This window comes from Acinetobacter sp. 809848 (assembly GCF_000581275.1).
Classification (GTDB): Bacteria; Pseudomonadota; Gammaproteobacteria; order Pseudomonadales; family Moraxellaceae; genus Acinetobacter; species Acinetobacter pittii.
The window spans coordinates 1-19,537 of record NZ_JEXG01000022.1 but is presented as its reverse complement, the minus strand read 5'-3'; the positions used below and the strand labels follow the sequence as shown (position 1 = coordinate 19,537).

15 protein-coding genes and 2 pseudogenes are annotated in these 19,537 nt (G+C 37.8%); 7 read left to right on the top strand and 10 right to left on the bottom strand.

The window, feature by feature from the left end; genetic code table 11:
* Positions 1–47: 47 nt before the first annotated feature.
* The 6 genes and pseudogenes from J536_RS16435 to J536_RS26485 all read right to left on the bottom strand — a co-directional run.
* Entirely contained in the window at positions 48–575 is a 528-nt protein-coding gene (locus J536_RS16435) for a hypothetical protein (protein WP_005075347.1), read from the bottom strand.
* A 126-nt stretch (positions 576–701) separates the two neighbouring features.
* Complete coding sequence (locus tag J536_RS16430; protein WP_005075349.1) at positions 702–1,190, bottom strand: hypothetical protein; 489 nt, start codon at positions 1,188–1,190, stop codon at positions 702–704.
* Between the two features lie 14 nt (positions 1,191–1,204).
* Positions 1,205–1,813 (bottom strand): hypothetical protein, encoded by a 609-nt coding sequence (locus J536_RS16425; protein WP_005075352.1) that lies wholly within the window; start codon positions 1,811–1,813, stop codon positions 1,205–1,207.
* 9 nt (positions 1,814–1,822) lie between these two features.
* Positions 1,823–2,368 carry a PAAR domain-containing protein gene (locus J536_RS16420; RefSeq protein ID WP_005075354.1) on the bottom strand — a complete coding sequence of 182 codons (546 nt, stop codon included), beginning with the start codon at positions 2,366–2,368 and terminating at the stop codon, positions 1,823–1,825.
* A 194-nt stretch (positions 2,369–2,562) separates the two neighbouring features.
* The gene (locus J536_RS16415) at positions 2,563–2,847 is read right to left on the bottom strand and encodes a hypothetical protein (RefSeq protein ID WP_032063394.1); all 285 of its coding nucleotides are present in this window, start codon (positions 2,845–2,847) and stop codon (positions 2,563–2,565) included.
* Positions 2,848–3,495: 648 nt separating this feature from the next.
* A pseudogene (locus J536_RS26485) lies at positions 3,496–3,591 on the bottom strand (hypothetical protein); the annotation flags it as partial.
* 225 nt (positions 3,592–3,816) lie between these two features.
* On the opposite strand from J536_RS26485, the gene J536_RS16410 reads away from it, so the two are divergent.
* Genes J536_RS16410 through J536_RS16400 form a run of 3 tightly spaced genes read left to right on the top strand, consistent with a single transcriptional unit; the run spans position 3,817 to position 9,947 of the window.
* Positions 3,817–5,298, top strand: a complete 1,482-nt coding sequence (locus tag J536_RS16410; protein ID WP_032063393.1) for a type I restriction-modification system subunit M — start codon at positions 3,817–3,819, stop codon at positions 5,296–5,298.
* A complete protein-coding gene (locus tag J536_RS16405; protein ID WP_032063392.1) occupies positions 5,295–6,473 on the top strand; it encodes a restriction endonuclease subunit S in 1,179 nt (392 codons plus the stop codon). Before J536_RS16410 ends, J536_RS16405 begins: the two co-directional genes overlap by 4 nt.
* A gap of 30 nt (positions 6,474–6,503) precedes the next feature.
* Positions 6,504–9,947: a DEAD/DEAH box helicase family protein gene (locus J536_RS16400; protein ID WP_032063391.1), complete on the top strand. Its 3,444-nt coding sequence runs from the start codon at positions 6,504–6,506 to the stop codon at positions 9,945–9,947.
* A gap of 85 nt (positions 9,948–10,032) precedes the next feature.
* Here the strand turns inward: J536_RS16400 and J536_RS16395 are convergent, their stop codons facing one another.
* From J536_RS16395 to J536_RS16385, 3 genes are all read right to left on the bottom strand, one after another.
* Positions 10,033–11,379: an OprD family outer membrane porin gene (locus tag J536_RS16395; RefSeq protein ID WP_032063390.1), complete on the bottom strand. Its 1,347-nt coding sequence runs from the start codon at positions 11,377–11,379 to the stop codon at positions 10,033–10,035.
* 78 nt (positions 11,380–11,457) lie between these two features.
* Positions 11,458–12,843: an MFS transporter gene (locus J536_RS16390; RefSeq protein ID WP_032063389.1), complete on the bottom strand. Its 1,386-nt coding sequence runs from the start codon at positions 12,841–12,843 to the stop codon at positions 11,458–11,460.
* Positions 12,844–13,015: 172 nt separating this feature from the next.
* On the bottom strand, positions 13,016–13,960 hold the full coding sequence (locus J536_RS16385) for a dihydrodipicolinate synthase family protein (protein ID WP_032063387.1): 945 nt from the start codon (positions 13,958–13,960) through the stop codon (positions 13,016–13,018).
* Between the two features lie 187 nt (positions 13,961–14,147).
* Between J536_RS16385 and J536_RS16380 the strand changes: the two genes are divergently transcribed.
* A complete protein-coding gene (locus tag J536_RS16380; RefSeq protein WP_032063386.1) occupies positions 14,148–15,038 on the top strand; it encodes a LysR family transcriptional regulator in 891 nt (296 codons plus the stop codon).
* Between the two features lie 14 nt (positions 15,039–15,052).
* Here the strand turns inward: J536_RS16380 and J536_RS16375 are convergent, their stop codons facing one another.
* Entirely contained in the window at positions 15,053–15,328 is a 276-nt protein-coding gene (locus tag J536_RS16375) for a hypothetical protein (protein WP_000061136.1), read from the bottom strand.
* 412 nt (positions 15,329–15,740) lie between these two features.
* Here J536_RS16375 and J536_RS16370 point away from each other — a divergent pair, with 412 nt between their 5' ends.
* From J536_RS16370 to J536_RS26210, 3 genes and pseudogenes are all read left to right on the top strand, one after another.
* Positions 15,741–18,371, top strand: coding sequence for a type VI secretion system Vgr family protein (locus J536_RS16370; protein WP_032057736.1), 2,631 nt, complete (start codon positions 15,741–15,743; stop codon positions 18,369–18,371).
* Positions 18,372–19,277 carry a DUF4123 domain-containing protein gene (locus J536_RS16365; RefSeq protein ID WP_032057735.1) on the top strand — a complete coding sequence of 302 codons (906 nt, stop codon included), beginning with the start codon at positions 18,372–18,374 and terminating at the stop codon, positions 19,275–19,277.
* Positions 19,278–19,285: 8 nt separating this feature from the next.
* A pseudogene (locus tag J536_RS26210) lies at positions 19,286–19,537 on the top strand (hypothetical protein); the annotation flags it as partial.

Genomic DNA, 19,537 nt, shown 5'->3' with positions numbered 1-19,537 from the left:
TTAACTCACTTTAGAAAAAGCCTTCAACATTCAGGGCCTTTCCTCGCTTAGATTAATTTTTTACATTCAATATCATTTAACGGTGAATCAGTTTTCATGATGATTTTTTCAATTTTGGGTTGAAGTATCAAAGCCTCTTTTGAAAGTTCTTTCGCTTTAGCTGATATCCCACTTCCGCTTTTTTCTTTAAGTTTTATATATTTTTCAATGTATTTATTACTTACACATAATGAATCTAAAGCATCAATTGACATCTTACTTTTTTGACCCGAAGCCATTAAATCTAGATCATCATTAAGCTGTATGTCTAAAGAATCGTAAGTTGTATTGATTGCATACATTAAAAAAGTGGCATAACTTAGCAACTGATCATTAGTTTCATTTACCTTGTTAGCTTCATTGTATGCTGCTTTATATAAAAACTTTGTGTAGTAAAGCTGGTTAAATTGGGCATAGAGTGATGCTTCATATGCTTGGGTTATGTCAGCTTCAGTAATTCCATGTTTTTGAGGGCGGACTTGGCTACATGCTACCGTTAAAAGAGACAATAAAATAATACAAAGTTTAGATTTCACAATTAATTAACCATTTCTTATTCAGGCAGGGAATAACTAGATTTAGCTATAACTAATTTATAAAATTAGCTATTAAAAGCTCCTTTTAATTGGAGCTTTATATAGTAATATTTAATTAATTTTCAACTATTTACAAACTTTCTGAAAAGTTGCTAGAGATTTGTCTTTGCTATCTCTTAACTTGATAATTTCATTTCTTGCTTCGTATAGTTGTTTAACACTTTTCTTGGTATCTTCGGTAATATTAGCTTTATATCGCTCATCCATATTATTTATATAGTTTTGCATGTAGACGGTCAGCCAACAGACATCGTTGAGGTCGGTATAATCAAACTTGTTCTTATCTAAGCCAGTTAACCAATTACCATATTCATCATTCAGTAGACTTTGTGCAGTTCTTACCTTTACAAAAGTATTTTTGAAAATAATCTCTTTTAGAGCTGGCTCTTGTTTTACGTCTTTATTGGCTTCCAAAATCAACTTTCTATTATCAGTAACGTAATTCTTGAAGTCCTTTTGAATAAATGTATCTACATCCTCTTTTTCAGATGCTTTACATCCATTGAAGCCAACCAAAAGAAGCGGTGCTAAAAATATTAATATCGTTTTCTTCATATTATTACTCGTGACTAGAAACTACTAAGTGGCGGTGTATATTGATATTGTCGTATAAACTGCGATACGGTAGCACTATCATAAGGACGACCAAATACTTTCTTATACATATTCTCATTAATTAGATATGGTCCATTATTCTCATGGATGGCAATAGCATTCCCCGCTAAAACAGGCTTGTTTGCATTGGAAAGGGCAAGATCAATAACTTCACCAAAGTTTTTCTTAGCAATTGCCATACGTGCTGTAAAAGAATCTTTAGTAAGTTCTCTAATAAAAGTTGAGCCTTCATTTAAGGAATGCTTTTGAGCATACATCGTAAACTTAAGATACATCATTGTATGAAAAGAATATCTTTCTAAAACTGATTCACTAAACTGACGTAAATCATACTCAAGCCCAAAACGAATTGCTAAATCGTGTTCAAAAGGTATTCTGTTTTTAACACCATCCCATTGACCTTGATCCATCATAAAGGTGTAAGGCACTGTAGTGTGATAATTAAGAATTTTAACAATGCTATTGCATAATAATGGATCTAATAATTCATCTGCATGACAGACTTTAACTTCATTATCTAAAGATGGAATTAATGTTGGTGAGAAAACTCTATCTTGTGCCATTTTAAATCCTTACAGTGGAGGTAACGGTTTAGAAGCATCAATGGTCTGAAACTCTACTTCATCTGGTGAGTCAGCATTGATGACATGGGTTTTACCTTCTTTATCCGTCCAACCGGTTTCTACTTTTCCATCCTTCTTGTAAATAATTGAATAGGGAATTTCACTAAAAACTTTTTGGGTCTTTTCATCCTTTAATTGGAACTGAATACCATATTCTTTAGATTTGTCTTCCACAAAGCTATCTTGAGTTTGAGCTTTACTCGCTGGCGAACTTTGAACAGAACCACCGCCATTGTCTTGAACTACTAAGTTTTGTTGAGGTAGTAATTTACAGCCACAGGAAAGAGAGTCGTTAACACGGGCAGCAGCTTTACCAAAGATTTGCATATATGGGTCGCCAGACACAATGGTTGCAACAACTTTATGAGTGGGGCAGGTAGCTTTGTCACCGACACAAGCAACGGGAATCCCGTCGACTAGGAACATACTGTTCCCTGAAATTACTTGACCACCGCCACTAGTGGGGCAGCCTATTGTTATATATGGTGTTGCCAAACTTATTCCTTCTTATCTTTATGAAGTGCCAAAATCATACCAAAGAGGGGGTAGACAATACTGTATAGTTTTATTGTTTAGTAGAGTTAACTTATTTCTCAAGGCCCCCGTGCCACAACAGAACTTTAATTTTTTGCGCTGATTTAAAGTTATCCACCATTGCGACACAGAGATAAGGGAGCTAAGCCAAACGCTTAGCCCATGTCTTCTTTATCGCACCGCCGCATTACACTAAAAAATGTAGGAGCAAAGTCCTGTGGGAGAGCAGGACTTTGCAAACTGACATGTTCTAGATGTTGCATGAGCTTAGGTGAATACACTTGTTCAAGCCGTTGGTAAATACAGTCGCAACTGGCTTGGGTGTGCCCACCCGACAGGCAAATTTTTTCAAAATCCTGCTGTGTGTGAAGGTCACAACCTGAAACGCTGTAATCGCCGATCATAAGGCCTAACACCAAAATAGTTTTATAAAATTTCATATTATTCTCGTAATGATTGGGGATATATCAATGAGAAAAAATAAACCGCTATATTTTAAGTTTTAAAATCATTTTTAGAGGCAATAGTTAACCCGCCTATAAAAGCAATAAAATAAAATGACTTAAATTTTAAAATAAAAATAATTTATAAATTTGAAAATTTAGATAATAGAAAACCTAAATTTTAAATAAATAAAAAGTTTATAAGGGAGAGGGGATTAATCTAAAAAAGGTCATGGTCAACTCCTTAAAATTTATGGAGCTCTACCACCAAAAATCACCGTCAATTGATTCTGGTGGTAGAACGAAAGGGGGTTGACAGACCGGACATACAGAACCAGCACACCCAAAGGTGTCCCCCTTCCGCCCTACCGCAACATGAGGGGGACGGTGGTTTTCACACAAATTTCTCCCTCAGAAGGATAAATCTGATGTGCTGTATGTAAAAACGGTCTGTCAAAACCGACTGGCAATGTAGGCCAGCGAGACCATAATAATCATAAGTTTTTAACAGGTCAATTCAATTTAAATAAAATATTATAAAAAATTAAAATATAAATTTATATTTTAATTAGACTCAAAAGTTTATCGATTTAAATCGGTAAATTAATGAAAATAATAAAGCTAAACTAAACGTTTAGCCTGCTCTTAAAATGTATAACGGTAATTAATTAATACTCGGTGCTGGTCCCAATCTTTACGGGTCATTCCATTTATTTTTTCACCTAAGTTTGCATTTTCAAAAAAACAAATCAGAAATAAAAGTTTAAAAAATCTTGATCGAAGTTTTGAAGGCATCGCTAGTCGTTTGCTTAATCCCTTCTCTAATTCAATCTATCTAAATATAGCTTTAAAAATAAGCAAAAGATTGAGAGGGACGACATGTATTGCCGCTGAACATGTATGGCTATAGCATTTCAAAAGTATTTCTAACACAATACGCATCGAAGAAATTTGAGGTTCAACATTGTGATTACGGGCGAGATTAAAAGTAAAATTGACCAAATTTGGAATGCTTTCTGGAGTGGTGGAATTTCTAATCCTCTAGAAGTCATGGAGCAAATGACATATTTACTGTTTATTCGCCGTCTTGATGAAATTCAAACTACAAAAGAAAGAAAGGCGAATCGTCTTAAGACTGTTGTTGAACAACCAATTTTCAAACCAGAACAAGATCACTTACGTTGGTCTAAACTCATCCATTTAGGTGATCCAGCTAAGTTATATAAAACGGTTGCAGAAGAAGTCTTTCCTTTTATTAAAAACTTAGGCCGTGATGACGATACTACTTATAGTCATCACATGAAAGATGCCCGTTTTACTATTCCTAATCCTGCATTATTAACTAAAGTGATTGACCTTTTGGCAGATGTGCCAATGGATGATAAAGACACTAAAGGTGATGTTTACGAGTATATGCTCGGTAAGATTGCTTCAGCAGGTCAAAATGGGCAGTTCCGGACACCTCGTCATATTATTAAGATGATTGTGGAATTAATGCAGCCTAAGCCAACCGATACTATTTGTGACCCAGCTTGTGGTACGGCCGGTTTTCTTGTGGCAGCAAGTGAATATCTTAGTCAACATTATAGTACTGAGATTTTTGCTAACTCTGAAGCAGTAAAACGCTTTAGTGAAGAAACTTTCTTTGGTTATGACTTTGACAGTACCATGCTTCGAATTGGTTCAATGAACATGATGCTACACGGCGTCGAAAACCCAAGTATCGAAAATCGTGATTCATTAAGCGAAGCACATTCACATATTGAAAGTAAGTACAGCCTAATTCTTGCTAACCCTCCATTTGCGGGTAGTTTGGACTATGAAAGCTGTGCCAAAAATATTCAGGCGATTGTTAAAACCAAAAAGACTGAATTGCTGTTTTTAGCTTTGTTCTTACGCTTACTTAAAACAGGTGGGCGCGCTGCGGTGATTGTGCCTGATGGTGTGTTATTTGGTTCATCTAAAGCGCATAAAGATTTGCGCCAAAAGATTGTAGAAGAGCAAAAGCTCGAAGCGATTATTTCGATGCCGTCTGGTGTGTTTAAACCGTATGCAGGTGTTTCCACTGCAATTATGATTTTCACTAAAACTGAATCTGGCGGTACAGATAAAGTTTGGTTCTATGACATGCAGGCAGACGGTTATTCACTAGATGATAAGCGTAATGAACTAGATGCGTCTAAGCATGAAAATAACAATATTCCTGACATCATTGCCCGTTTTAAAAATTTAGATGCTGAAATAGACCGTAAAGCGACTGAACAAAGTTTCTTGGTAGATAAAGACGATATCGCTGCCAATGGTTATGATTTATCAATTAACCGTTATAAAGAAGTGGTGTATGAGCAAGTGCAATATGAAGCACCAAGTAAGATTCTGGCAGACTTAGACTTGCTTGAGCAGGAAATTCTAAAAGGAATGGATGAGCTTAAGGAGATGTTGAAGTGAGCTATCCCTTAATTCCTTTAGGTCAATTAGCAAAATTTATTAATGGAGATAGAGGAAAAAACTATCCGTCTAAAGATTCTTTTGTGGATGCAGGGATTCCATTTATCAATGCTGGTTGCCTATCTGACCGATGGTTATTAGATTCTTCTAAGTTTAATTATATTTCTGCAGAATCTTATGATCGTTTGAGTAGTGGCAAAATTCAAAAGTATGACATTTTATTTTGTTTAAGAGGTTCTGTAGGAAAATTTGCTGTTATTCGTGATGATAATAAAGGGGCTTTAGCCTCTTCATTAATAATTTTGAGAAGTAATGAAAAAGTTGATGTTGAATACTTAAAACATTATCTAGCAAGTTCTTTATGTTCCAGAGAGCTAGATAATTATCAAAATGGTGCTGCTCAACCAAATTTGTCTGCAAATGATTTTAAAAAGTTTTTAGTACCACTCCCAACACTTACAGAACAACGCCGAATTGCAGTAATTTTAGATCAAGCGGATGAACTGCGCCAAAAACGTCAGCAAGCGATTGAAAAGCTAGATCAGCTTTTACAAGCCACTTTTATTGATATGTTTGGGGATCCTGTAAGTAATCCTAAAGGATGGGATAAAGAAAAAATGGATGCTCTTATGACTATTGTTCGTGGAGGGTCACCAAGACCAATTGAGAATTTTTTAGGCGGTACTTATCCATGGATCAAAATTGGTGATGCTACTAAAGGTGACGATTTATTTATTACCAAAACCAAAGAAGCAATTACTGAAGAAGGCTTACATAAAACAAGATTATTACCTGAAGGAAGTGTAATTTTTGCGAATTGTGGAGTAAGTCTTGGGTTTGCACGTATCTTAAAAATTCAGGGGTGTATTCACGATGGTTGGTTAGCATTCCAAGATATTAGTGAGGATAAAATCCATAAATTATTTTTGCTAAAGGCTCTTAATTCCATTACTCAATATTTTCGTGACACAGCTCCAGATGGGACACAACCCAACTTGAATACAGCCATCATGAAAAATTTTGAATTAATTATTCCACCAATGGATTTACAACTTAAGTTTATAGCTATAGTGGAATCCATTGTAAAGCAAAAGAAAATATTGGAAAATTCAAATATTCAATTTTTTAATCTATTCGAATCATTACAAAACCAAGCATTTAGTGGAACTTTATAAATAATTAATTTAAAACTTGAGGGTATATACATGAGTAATTTCTCGTTTCTAGAACCTGACTTTAGCAGTTTGGCAGCTACCGCCAAAGAAGCTGAAAAGCTCGTGTATATTTCACCTCAAGCTTCCTTGATGTTTGCCCGAAACTCTTTAGAAAACTTGGTATTTTGGTTATATCAATATGATAAAAAATTAAATCAGCCTTACGATGCTTCTATTTATAACTTACTGAATGACGTTAAGTTTAAAGACCTTGTCCCGCCCTATATTTGGGATAAAATGGACAATATTCGCATGGTCGGCAACAGTGCTGTGCATGGGAAAAAGTTTAAACAACTAACTACCGAAGAAACTGTAAAACACATCAGCCATTTATTTTTAATTTATGTCTGGTTTGAACGTAATTATGGTTCACCTTCAAAAGATCGTTCACAGCAAATTTTATTTAACCCAAAATTAATCCCAAATACTGACAGCACTCAGCAAATTGCAGCTAATAAAGAGCAATTACAAAAAGAAGCTGAAGCGAAAGAAAAGGAGTTTGCTGAAAGACACAAGGCGCTACGTGAACGTGAACAAAAACTTTTTGAACAATCTGCAAGTTTAGAAGAACGCGAAAAATTACTTGCTAATATTGATGCTGACCTTGCTCAGAAACGAGCTGAAGTTGAACAAGCCAAAATTGCTAATAGTCAGATTATAGACAACACCGATTATAAAGAAGACGAAACCCGTAAACTTAAAATTGACTTACTTCTTGAAGAGGCAGGTTGGGAAATTGGCAATACCGTACGCGAAGAAGTACCCGTTACAGGTATGCCAAACTCATCAGGTAAAGGCTCAGTTGATTATGTGCTTTATGATGCTGACGGCTTACCCTTAGCGCTTGTTGAAGCAAAACGTACATCTGTCAATCCTGATATTGGACAACAACAAGCAAAGCTTTATGCGGATTGTTTAGAACAACAAACAGGGCAACGGCCTGTAATTTTCTATACCAATGGCTACAAAACTCGAATTTGGAACGATGTGCAGGGCGGCCCGCCACGATTAGTCCATGGATTTTATACTCAGGCAGAACTTAAACGGCTTATTGAGCGACGTAAGAATAATCCTGATTTAAGCAGCTTTCCCATCAATACAGAAATTGTAGAACGCTATTATCAGACTCGTGCAATTAAAGCCATGCTGGCAGCATTCCAACGTAAAGAACGTGCTGGTTTGCTCATTATGGCAACAGGTACAGGAAAAACTCGTACATCGATTGCCTTAGTTGATGTATTGATGAAAGCTAATGTGGTGCAAAAAGTACTTTTCCTTGCTGACAGAACATCATTAGTTAATCAAGCAACTAATGCTTTTAAAGCCAATTTACCCGATGCTGCACCAGTAAACTTAGTCGATAGTAAGAACCAAAACGGACGAGTTTATCTTTCTACCTATCACACAATGATGGGCCTGATTGATGAAATGAATGCAGATGGAACCCGTAAATACAGTACAGGTATGTTTGACCTGATTATTGTTGATGAAGCACACCGTAGTGTTTATCAAAAATTTGGTGAGATTTTTAACTACTTTGACAGTTTATTAGTTGGTTTAACTGCAACACCGCGAGATGAAGTGGATCGTGATACTTATGCACTGTTTGGTTTAGAAAGTGGTGTCCCAACCGATTACTACGATCTCGATCAAGCTATTGCTGATGGTTATCTAGTACCACCAAAGGCCTATTCAGTTCCTCTTAAATTCATGCGTGAAGGCGTGAAATATGATGAACTTTCAGAAGAAGAAAAACAGCATTGGATTGAATTGGACTGGGAAGGAGGAGATGTACCGGAAGAGGTTTCAGCATCCAAACTTAATAAAGAACTATTTAATACGGGTACAGTCGATAAGATGCTTCGACACTTAATGGAAAATGGCATTAAGGTAGAAGGTGGTGATCGGTTAGGAAAAACAATTATTTTCGCCGTAAATCAAAATCATGCTAATTTCATTGCCGAGCGCTTCGACAAAAACTATCCGCAATATGATGGTAAATTTGCACGTGTAATTACTCACGCAACTAAGTACGCGCAAAGTTTAATTGATGGTTTTAGTAAAAAAGACCTACCAGACCCGCAAATAGCTATATCTGTGGATATGCTTGATACAGGTATTGATGTACCTGAAGTGGTTAATCTGGTGTTCTTTAAAGCGGTACGTTCTAAAGTCAAATTTATGCAAATGATTGGGCGAGGTACACGACTGTGTAAAGAGCTATTTGCACCAGAACAAGATAAAAAAGAATTTTATATTTTCGATTATTGCTCAAACTTTGAATATTTTAATGAAAACCCTGAAGGTGCTCCAGTTTCTACGACTGAACCATTGGGACAGCGATTATTTAAAGCACGATTAAATATTCTAAGTTTATTGAATACCAAAGATTTTGATACTGAAGAACTAAAAAGCGTACAGCAAGATATTCGTCAAAGCTTACAGACAGAAGTGAGATCGATGAACAATGAGAATTTCATTGTGCGGTCTGAACTCGAATATGTTGAACATTTCAAAAATGATGATGCTTGGAATAATTTAGATGATCTATCTATGGGCATATTACGCGAGCATATTTCAAAATTACCAAATGAGCTTGAGGCTGAAACCTTAGAAGCAAAGTTATTTGATATGTTGTGTTATAACCTTGAACTTGCAGTATTAGCAAAGAACAATAAAGCAATTCAAACGTATGCTAATAAAGTGATCGAAGTCGCATCTAAGCTAGAGACTAAAGAAAATATTCCTGTTGTTGCTGCACAAATCACTTTAATTCAAGAAATTCAAACTGCTGAATATTGGAAAGATATTACACTTCCAATGCTTGAATCGATGCGTAAACGTATTCGTGGCTTGGTAAAACTGATAGAAAAATCCACCTCTACCATTGTTTATTCCATGCTAGATGATGAAATTGGTAATGCAGTAGAAATTGATATTCCTGTCGTTTCTAGCGGTGTCAATCTTGCACAATATCGTAAGCGCGTTGAAAATTTTATTAAGGCAAATGAAAACCATATTACTATCGCAAAATTAAAACGTGGCCTAGCATTAACTCCGACTGACTTAATTGAGTTAGAGCGTTTTGTCTTTGAAGCGCAAGAAGTCGAGAGTAAAGAAAAATTTGAAAAGTGTTTTGGTACAGAAAAGTCTTTAACTCTCTTTATCCGTTCTCTAGTGGGTTTAGATCGGCAGGCAGTACAAGAGGCATTTTCAAATTATTTACATGGCACTACATATAACGAAAAACAAATCCGTTTTGTAGGGATGATTATTGACCATTTAACTATGCGTGGAACTTTAGAAGCATCTCAACTTTATGAACCTCCATTCAATCAGATTCACTATGAAGGTATTGATGGTGTTTTTGCTGATAGGGATGCTGACAAGATATTTGGCGTTGTTGAAGCATTTAATCAAAGTGCGGTAGCGTAATATTTTTATTTAAAAATCATGATTATGACCAGTGTTTTTACATAGTAATAATCATGATTTTGCAACCTAAACGTTTAGCCTGCGCTTAAAATGTATAACGGTAATTAATAAATACACGGTGTTGGTCCCAATCTTTCCGAGACATGCCATTTATTTTTTCACCTAGGTTTGCATTTTCAAACTTCGACTCATAATGTAAAAATGAATAACGCACATCTAAGTTTTTCACCCACGGCAAGGCATAACTCACAGTAAAGTCAAAGTAACGCTCTTTACCCTCAATATCACTGCTGATGTTACTTTGGTGAGCGCCAAAGCCATAAATATACTTCGCTTCGGTTTTTAAACCTTTCACGTAGTCTTTCCAATTATATTTCAAGCGCAGGGCAACCACAGTTTCATCGTTATTGGTAAAATCAGGGCCAATGGTCGCAGAGGTCGGAAATGGGTTGGTGCCGTGGTCTTGCGTTAAAACCGAGTTGCGGGCCGAGTGCACGGCAAAGTTATCTTCAATCCAAAAACCATCAAACTTTGAAACGGCAATGCCACCTTCGATGTTATTTTTGGCGACATTTACATCGACAAAATAACCATTTCCACGGTTGTTAATGTCTTGGCCTTTGATACAGTCCAGCTCGGACTCGGCACCACATTTAAATAGCTTGCCATCGTCATGCGAGAAAAAAGCACCTGTGTTGAATGTCCACATAAGGCCATGCATCGGCAATTTATATTGAGCAATCGCCCCATACTTTTTTAAATAATCTTTGCTATTTAAATATTCGGCATTCAGGCTCCAGTTTTTGTACTGATATTTGGTGCCAAGCAAACCGACATAATCAATGCGCTCGTCATTTTCAGTCACCAGTTTTTCAAAAGAGTCCATGCTGCGCGGTTTCCAGCGGTCATAGTAAGCTATGTAAGTCTGTAGCTGATCATTCAGTTGAAACTGCCCACTCGCACCCGAAAAAGTGTCGGGCACCGCGCGGTTATTGGTGCTTTTAAGTAGCAGCGAGTCTTGCAACTGACGGCCTAATTTAATTTCCCCTTTATCGCCGAGTTTTGCCTTGATATAGAGCTGCCCTAAAGTTGCAAAGTTTTGGTCGAGCTTGCCGTTATTTTCGACCTCTAAAAGCTGAGCGCTAGGCTTGCCAGAGTCAAATAACTTGGTGACTGCATAGAGTGAGCTATCCACCCCAAGCCAGTCCCACAAGTAAGGTGACTGATAATTTAACTCAAGCCCTAAAGCACTTTGTTCATATTCACTCGACGAAGGCGAAGGGTTAGCAAGCGTGGGGTGGGCAGTGCCTTCATCGTTCCAGTAGCGGGTGTTAAGTTTTAATTCTAACTTGCCAAATTCTTGAGGAAGCTCTGCATAAGCGTTGCTCACACTGCCTAAACCAATACAGCCCCATAGCAAATATTTATTCATTTTAAATTCCTTTTTTAAGCATGAATAAGCCCTTTGCCTAACGCTGGGTTAGGCAAGCTTTTTTATGAAATGGATGAATTAAGGAGAGAGTTTTTCGAGCACTTGGCCTTTGGTTTCAATGGCAAACAAGAAGGTCACTAAGCCACCAATCAGCGCCACAACGGCCAGCACACTAAACACATATTGAATGCCGTAACCACCAACCACGAGGCCGACCATAACCGGTCCAATTGCAGAGCCGGCGCGGAGCCAAGCGGTACTAAACCCGATGCCCATCGCACGTAGGCGAGTTGGGTAAAGTTCAGCAGCGTAAAGGTATAAAGAGAATGAAATAGTCTGCAAAATGGCATAGCTAATCGTTGCGAAAATTACAACCTCCATCGCCGATTTTGCACCTAAAACCGAGAGGCTCATGAGTGGAATGATTGCCAAGAAAAACGCTGCACTGTACCAAGGACGGCGGCCGACTTTATCAATCATTAAGGCACAGATAATTGAAGCAATCACACCTACGCCCGAAGTAATCCAGCCGTAACCCAAACTGGTTTGAAGCGATAGGCCAAAGTGTTGTTTGTAAAGAGATGGCAGCCAAGTCACCATGGCATTGTTCACCATGTACACGCAAAACCACATGCCCCATAGGGTAAAGGTTCGTTTGCGGTAAATACCACGGAACAGCTCACGCCAGTCGGTTTTTGCCATGCCTTGTGGGTTAATTTCTTTAACCACTGGTTCAGACAAAGTTTTACCGCTTTTAATAGCACCGTCTTCAAAGCTTTTGACGACTTGATCGGCTTCTTTAAAACGACCTTTTGAAGCAAGCCAACGCGGTGACTCAGGCAAGAAAAACCGTAAAGGAATGACCAGTAAAGATGGAATTAGGCCCACAATAAACATGACTTTCCAGCCGTAAATTGGCATGAGGAAAAATGCCGCCATGCCTGCAAACATAAGACCGAGCGGGAACAAAACTTCATAGAGCAAGAAAAACTTACCGCGCTTTTCTGCACCAATAAACTCATTAATATAGGCACTTGCAACAGGCACTTCACCACCTGTGCCAACACCTTGTAAGAAACGGAAAATTAACAGCGACATTCCGCTCCAAGCAAACAGACAAGAAATGTCCATTGCCACAAACAGTAAAATGGTAAAAGACAGCACTTTTAAACGACCGACTTTTTCGGCAAGAGAACCAAAGAAGATTGCACCGACCAGTTGCCCGACATAGCCCGCAGCAATGATCGCGCCGACGTAGGCAGGCGTCAGGTGCCATTCGGTAATGAGTTGGGGTAAAGCAAAGGCAATTGCTAGAACAGTATAAGCGTCAAAAAAGGTCGCGATACCAATGGTAATTCGCATAAATTGCAACCGACCAGTGACGGGTAGCCGTTCGAGTCTTGCAATAATTTCCGCATTTTTTTGATGATGACTAATTTGTTCTACATCCGCTAGATTTGTCATCTTCTATCTCCTTATTACTACATTCCTCGTAGTTTTGTTGTTCTATTTCGCACTACCTGTTCACCACAGTTTGCATGCTTTTTATTATTGTTTTTAAGAGACATGCCCGATGTTTGGCCTCAGGCAGCGTACAGGAAAAAAAGGCTAGCGTACATGCTAGCCCGAATAGAATTTAAGCAACGGCTTGGGTTAAATCGACCTTGCCAATTCCGGCTTGACGCATTGCATCATGAATTTCTTGCTCAACACCATCTGCCAGTGGAAGCAGTGGCGAACGCACAGTGGCATGGTCCAAAATTCCGCGAGCAACCAATGCATGTTTAAGCGCGACCGTACCTTCCATGTGTGAACCGCGGTGATAAACATTGCGAGTCACTGGTAATAATTGATCGTGAATCGCACGTGCTTTAGCATAATCTTTAGCTTTACCTGCTTTAATCATTTCAATTAAAAGTTCAGGGGCAATGTTGCCGTAGCCAACCAAAGCACCGTCTACATCAAACATGGTGTGAAGCAAATATTCATCGTGGCACGTCAACACCTGTAAGTCTGGACGTTCACGGCGAATAATCGGAATTTCGACATCCCAGCGGCGCATATTACGCACACCATTTTTCATGGCAAATACGCCTGGCTGTGCAGAAATATCGAGTAGAGTCTCTAGGTCGTAAGTGGCCTTCGTTGCATCTGGATATTGGAATAAAATAGATGGCAAACCACTTTCTTCATAAATTGCTTTATAGCGGTCTTGTGGTGCGCCTTTTTGATAGCCAAAACGCAACCAGCCGTGTGAAGGGTAAATCAAACCTGCCGAAGCACCCGCGCTGACTGCACGTTTTGCTTCTTCTGCTGCAACCGAAGTACCTTCGAGTGTAATCCCTGCGATTACCGGAATTTTGTCATCTACCGATTTAACAAAGCTTTCGATGACCTGCATTTGTTCTTTTTGCGACAAGAATGTTCCTTCACCTGCATGCCCAAGAACAACCAAGCCTTTCACACCATCAATACTGCCTAACCAGGAACCTAAACGTTGAATTGCATTATGGTCTACTTGTCCGTCACGGGTAAAAGGAGTCACAGGTGCTGGGGTTAATCCACGTAAATCTAAACTCATAATCGTACTTCCTATACAGTGTAATTAAATATTCTCTGGTTCTTAATCTGACTTAAATCGTGTTGTAGAGAACATGATTGGAGTATAGAAATAGGTGAGCTATGTAGGAATTACCAATTCTTGAATTTCAGTTATACTGAAAATGTATGGCTCAAAATGCTGCCTATTTACGATTTAGGAAGAATCGATGAATTATGAATTATGGAAAATATTTTTAGACGCGGTGGAGCTGGGTAGCTTAAGCAAAGTCGCCATGCTTCATAACACCAACCAACCGCAAATCAGTCGGCAAATGAACGAGCTTGAGGCGCAATGTGGTGGTCGTTTATTTAACCGAACTGGACGTGGTGTCGAGCTGACCGATTTAGGCCAGCATTTACTTCCTAAAATTCGTTCATGGCTAAACGTAACCGATCAACTCAATAATGAAATTTTGCACTCGACCGATACCCCGATCGGGACGGTTCGTATTGCCAGTTTGCCGTCTACTGCACATCCCTTGTTATCGACTCTGTATAAAGTGCTTCAAGAGAAATATCCCCTAATTAAACTGTCAGTCCGTGAAGGGCAAGGTGTACATTTAGAAAAATGGCTTGAAGATGGTAGCGTCGATTTAGCCATTCTCTATCGGTTTAACCCGACACCTAAACAGGGCGATGTGTACCTTACCGAAGCCGATACCTATTTGGTCGGCTGCGAAGGCGATGTGCTCACTCAGGCTAGTGAAGTCGAGTTTAAAGAGGTAAGTCAGTTACCGCTGGTCACCTTTTGCAGACCAAGTAACTGGCGTAATTTTTTAGACCATATGGCTTATGAAAATGGGGTAGAGTTGAATATTGTGTTTGAAGCCGACTCGATTAGTTTGCAAACCCATTTGGTTTCCGAGTCTCGCATGTATACCATGCTGGGGCCGCAAGCGTTAAAGAAGGCCAGCCAATACACCTCAATTCAAGCCGCAAAAATTATTAATCCCGCGCTAAAGCGTTATATTTCTTTGTCTATTTCTAAGCATGGCTATTTAACGCCTGCGTGTAAGGCGGTGATGGAGGAAATTAGAAATCTTGCTGATTTGCTTTAAAAAAACTTGTAACTTTATGACTGGCACTGTTGCATCGTTCGAAGCATCGTTTTTACAAAATCACGCGGCACTTCTGGGCTTTGTAGACTTAACTTTCCAAGCTTATGCATGAGTTTTGGGGAATATTGGCGTTCTAAACGGTGATAAATACACAGACAGGTCGCGCGACTATGTCCAGCGGCTACGCATTTTAAATAAAAGTCTCGGTGTGCATTACTTTTATAGCCAGCAGAGGCAATTGATACAAATAATAATCCACCCAAAAAAACTGAAAAATTATAAAGAGACATATTCCTTCTCGTCATTGTTGTTTTCTTTATCAATCACTCAGCACAACAGCCGTTTGTGCAAAATATTGGCGAAACTTGCGGCTTCATCATAGTTAGAACAGTTTTAGAGGTCAAATTGATTTGGTGATAAAATGACTAAATAATTTTTGGAGATAAGTTTCAGAATTTAATAAATATTTTTAAATAAAAATTTAAGATTATTTTATTTTTAATTAAAATCGATAAATATTATGAAATTACATTTATTCAATTAAGCAAAAGCTTATTTTAAGATAACTTTTTAATACAAAAATATTATTATATTTAATTGTTTGATTTTAATTAAATTTATTGAAATTTAACATGTTTCTTTGTTTGAGCTTATTGTATCTGTTTGTTAACATAATTAAGTCAATTCGTGGTTAAAATAACAATGTTGAATAATATTTTTGATTTCTTAGACAAGATTGGTTTTGCTTCACAAAAACGGGCTCTACATATTTATTTTACTAATTCTGAAATAAATAATCAGGTTTTTTTACAACGTATTGATGGCTTTCATTCTATAAATGAAGGGCTTTCTGCTGAGCTTATTTGCTTATCAATAAACCCTTATATTTCTTTAAAACAATTTATTGGATCCCAAGTTGCCGTAGAACAAGTAACAGATTCAGGTAAATTATTTAGAACTACAGGAATTATCACAGGGGCGAGTCAAGGGCAAAGTGATGGCGCACTTTGTTTATATAAACTGACTATGCAAGATGCGACAAGTTTATGGCACAAACGACGTAATAGTCGGGTGTTTATGAATAAAAGTGCAGTAGAAATTATTGAGATTATTTTTAAAGAATGGCAAAACAAAAGTTCTTTATTTGCCACAAGTTTACAACTAGATAGCAGTGGCTTAACTAAGAATTATGATATTCGACCTTTTTCTATGCAGTCGAATGAAAGTGATTATGCGTATTTAACCCGTCTCATGCGGGAAGAGGGTATCAACTGGTTAATTGATGAATCAGAGTCTATGGTCTTGAGTAATAGCCAGACGATTGAGCCTCAAAAACTACGCCTTATTGATCATAATAATGAATATAAAGTCTTAGAGCGTCGAGCTATTCGCTATCATAGAAGCGATGCAACTGAACAAAATGACAGTATTACCAGTTTTATTGCACAAAGACAGCTGCAGCCCACGGCAATCCATCTTCAACGTTGGCAAGCAGATAACTTAAGTCAAGAAGATGCAAGTGGTAGTGTTTTAAGCGCACATCAGCATAGTTCACAACGTGATAATGAAAGTTTAAGTCTTGAACAGGCATGGACAATTGCACCTGCTTGGATTACGGACTTAAACGGAGAAGATCAGGCAACCACTTCAAGCAATAGTCAGATTGAAAAACTAAATAAACAATTAAATCAATATCAAGCTTTGCAGGCAAAGTATTTTATTGCTCGAAGCAGCGTACGAGATGCTCAAGTTGGTTATTGGTTCAAGTTAAATGAACATCCTGAACTTGAAAGAAATCATGAAAGTTCTGATAAAGAATTTTTGATTTTAAGTAAGCGGTTTTATAACCAGAACAATTTACCAAAAGATATACGTGATCAAGTTGAACAACTATTAAGTTTGAGCCATTGGCAAGTCAGCCATGATCGAGCGCAAGAACGTCAAGCCAATGAACTCATGGTTGTACGCCGCTATATCGATATTGTTCCAGAGTTTGACCCATTAATACATCGTCCCTCGGCCCATGTGCAACGGGCCAAAGTAGTGGGTTTAGATGGAGAAGAAATTCATGTAGATGAATGGGGGCGTATCAAGGTTCGTTTTTTATTCACCCGTACCGATGACCATCAACATGATGGAGGTGCAGGAAGCAATGACAATGATACTGACTCGGCTTGGGTAGATGTATTAACGCCATGGGCAGGGGAAGGATACGGTGCACGCTTTTTGCCACGAGTGGGTGAAATCGTTGTAATTGACTTTTTTGATGGAAATATTGATCGTCCATTTGTTACAGGGCGAGTCCATGAAGGGCAACGGTCACCTACCAAATTTGATATTAAAGGCCAGCTACCGGATACTAAAAAGTTAAGTGGTATTCGTACTAAAGAAGTAAGTGGGTCTGGTTTTAACCAACTTCGGTTTGATGATACGACTGGGCAAATTAGTACTCAGCTTCATAGTAGTCATGGGGCAAGTCAATTAAATTTAGGTAACTTAAGTCACCCTAAAGAGCAGGCTGAAAGTGATGGAAGAGGTCAGGGATTTGAATTAAGGTCTGATTTATCTGGCGCGATTCGTAGTAAAGGACTATATGTTTCAACTTTCATTCAACCGGGTGCTCAAAAAACACAACTCGAAGCAAAGGAAGCGATTGAAAATCTTTCCGAGGGCTTGGAGCGTATGAAAGCTTTATCTGAATATGCAGGTAAACAGCAAGCAGAGGCAGCAGATATGCTTCAAAATGTTGAGTTCTATATCAAAAAAATAGAATCTCAATGGAAAGATTTAAAAGCCATGAAAGATGCACTCATGCTTTTAGCTGCTCCTGAAAGTATTGGCCTAACTTCAGGCAAAGATATCCATATTCAGGCATCCGAAAGCATTACGCTTGGTAGCGGAAAATCTATTAATACAAGTACAGATGAAAATCTAATTTTAAATGCGAAGAAAAAAGTAAGTTTATTTGCAGGTCAAGAAGACTTAAAAATTTATGCTGCTAAAGGCAAGTTTGATATTCAGGCCCAAGACAATGTACTCGACGCTTCTGCAAGATTAGATGTCAAAATTACTTCATCAGAAGGCAAAGTTGAAATCAATAGTCCTAATGAAATTGTATTAAGGGCTAAAGAGAGTGCATTAAGAATTGATGCATCAGGGGTAACAATAATTACCCCGCAAAAATTTACGGCTAAAGCTGGTCAACATCTCTTTACAACAGGAGCAAGTGAAACCCCAACCTTACCGATTTTTCCAAATAATGTATGCTGGGAATGTTTGGCGAGACGAGCAGCGCAGAGGGGTGCATTTATAAACAAAGGGGATGGTCGATAAATGACTGCTAAACTACCGCTTCAGACATTTTTTAAAACATTTGAGCCACACTCTTTTGCAGAAGTTGGATTAAACGTTTTTGCACTTGCAGATGCTGCACAAGATGATAGTTTCTTGAAGAAATTTGAGCATCTACGTCAAAAATGCCTTTTGTTAGAAGCTAGTGGTGAGGAGGCAAAAGCGGTATCTCCCCATTTACTTCAACTCCCTCAAGATTTTTCATCACAAGAATGGCAATGGATACAACAAAATATTGCAGGCACGGCTCGCATGACAATTATAGTAAGCCCTTTGTCCTTCAATTATTTGTTTGAGCATTTAAGAAAATTTTTAGAAGTGAAATTTGAAGGTGGACTCGAAATGTTTTTGGCATTTTGGGACCCTGTAATCTTAGCTACCTTGGTTGGCCATAAAGAAAATAAAACTTTGTATGTCGATGGGCCTGTATTCAATACTCAGCAGATTAAAGACTTACTTACTCCTATTCAAAGTTGGTGGTATTGGGATAGGTTAGGCAAGCTTCAAGTAATTTGGGGGATAAATGAACGGGTTGAACAATTACCTTATGTGCAAGTTCCTTTAACTTTTACTGTTGAACAAGAAGAAATGATGGTTGAGGCAACTTTTCCTGATAATCTTATTTATTATTTAAAACTCAATAATGAATTCCTTATTAGTCATATGACAGATAATGAATTATATCAATTTGTTATTAAATCCATTCCTGAGGCTAGAGCGTATAACTTATTTGGTACACGAGATATTTTAAATTTTATTTGTTTAAAATTGATTTATAAAGAAAACTTTTTAACAGATAAAGGGTTAAATCAAAAACTAGAACGCTTAAAAGATAAAAAAATATCTATGGATGAAGTGATGGTCCAACTTGTAGCAAATGCGAGTTAATAAATTTTATGATGAATAAAACACAATGGTCGAATAGATTATTACTAATATTTGGTTTGATATTCAGTCTTGTAGGCTGTGTTAGCCTTGGTCCAAATGCGACTTATAATATGGGTACAACATCCTTTCAATATTTTACTTCTTACCATGCTTATATGACTGAGATAAATGGTGAGGAAATTGGAGGAGGATTTGGTGGAGGCATGAATACTTCTCCAGTTAAGATTGGTTCACAAGTCATTACATGGGGAGAGACAAAT

Coding starts and splice junctions, on each gene's coding strand:
- J536_RS16430 (WP_005075349.1), bottom strand. CDS start 1,190: ATGAAGAAAACGATATTAATATTTTTAGCACCGCTTCTTTTGGTTGGC.
- J536_RS16425 (WP_005075352.1), bottom strand. CDS start 1,813: ATGGCACAAGATAGAGTTTTCTCACCAACATTAATTCCATCTTTAGAT.
- J536_RS16415 (WP_032063394.1), bottom strand. CDS start 2,847: ATGAAATTTTATAAAACTATTTTGGTGTTAGGCCTTATGATCGGCGAT.
- J536_RS16400 (WP_032063391.1), top strand. CDS start 6,504: ATGAGTAATTTCTCGTTTCTAGAACCTGACTTTAGCAGTTTGGCAGCT.
- J536_RS16395 (WP_032063390.1), bottom strand. CDS start 11,379: ATGAATAAATATTTGCTATGGGGCTGTATTGGTTTAGGCAGTGTGAGC.
- J536_RS16390 (WP_032063389.1), bottom strand. CDS start 12,843: ATGACAAATCTAGCGGATGTAGAACAAATTAGTCATCATCAAAAAAAT.
- J536_RS16385 (WP_032063387.1), bottom strand. CDS start 13,960: ATGAGTTTAGATTTACGTGGATTAACCCCAGCACCTGTGACTCCTTTT.
- J536_RS16380 (WP_032063386.1), top strand. CDS start 14,148: ATGAATTATGAATTATGGAAAATATTTTTAGACGCGGTGGAGCTGGGT.
- J536_RS16375 (WP_000061136.1), bottom strand. CDS start 15,328: ATGTCTCTTTATAATTTTTCAGTTTTTTTGGGTGGATTATTATTTGTA.
- J536_RS16370 (WP_032057736.1), top strand. CDS start 15,741: ATGTTGAATAATATTTTTGATTTCTTAGACAAGATTGGTTTTGCTTCA.
- J536_RS16365 (WP_032057735.1), top strand. CDS start 18,372: ATGACTGCTAAACTACCGCTTCAGACATTTTTTAAAACATTTGAGCCA.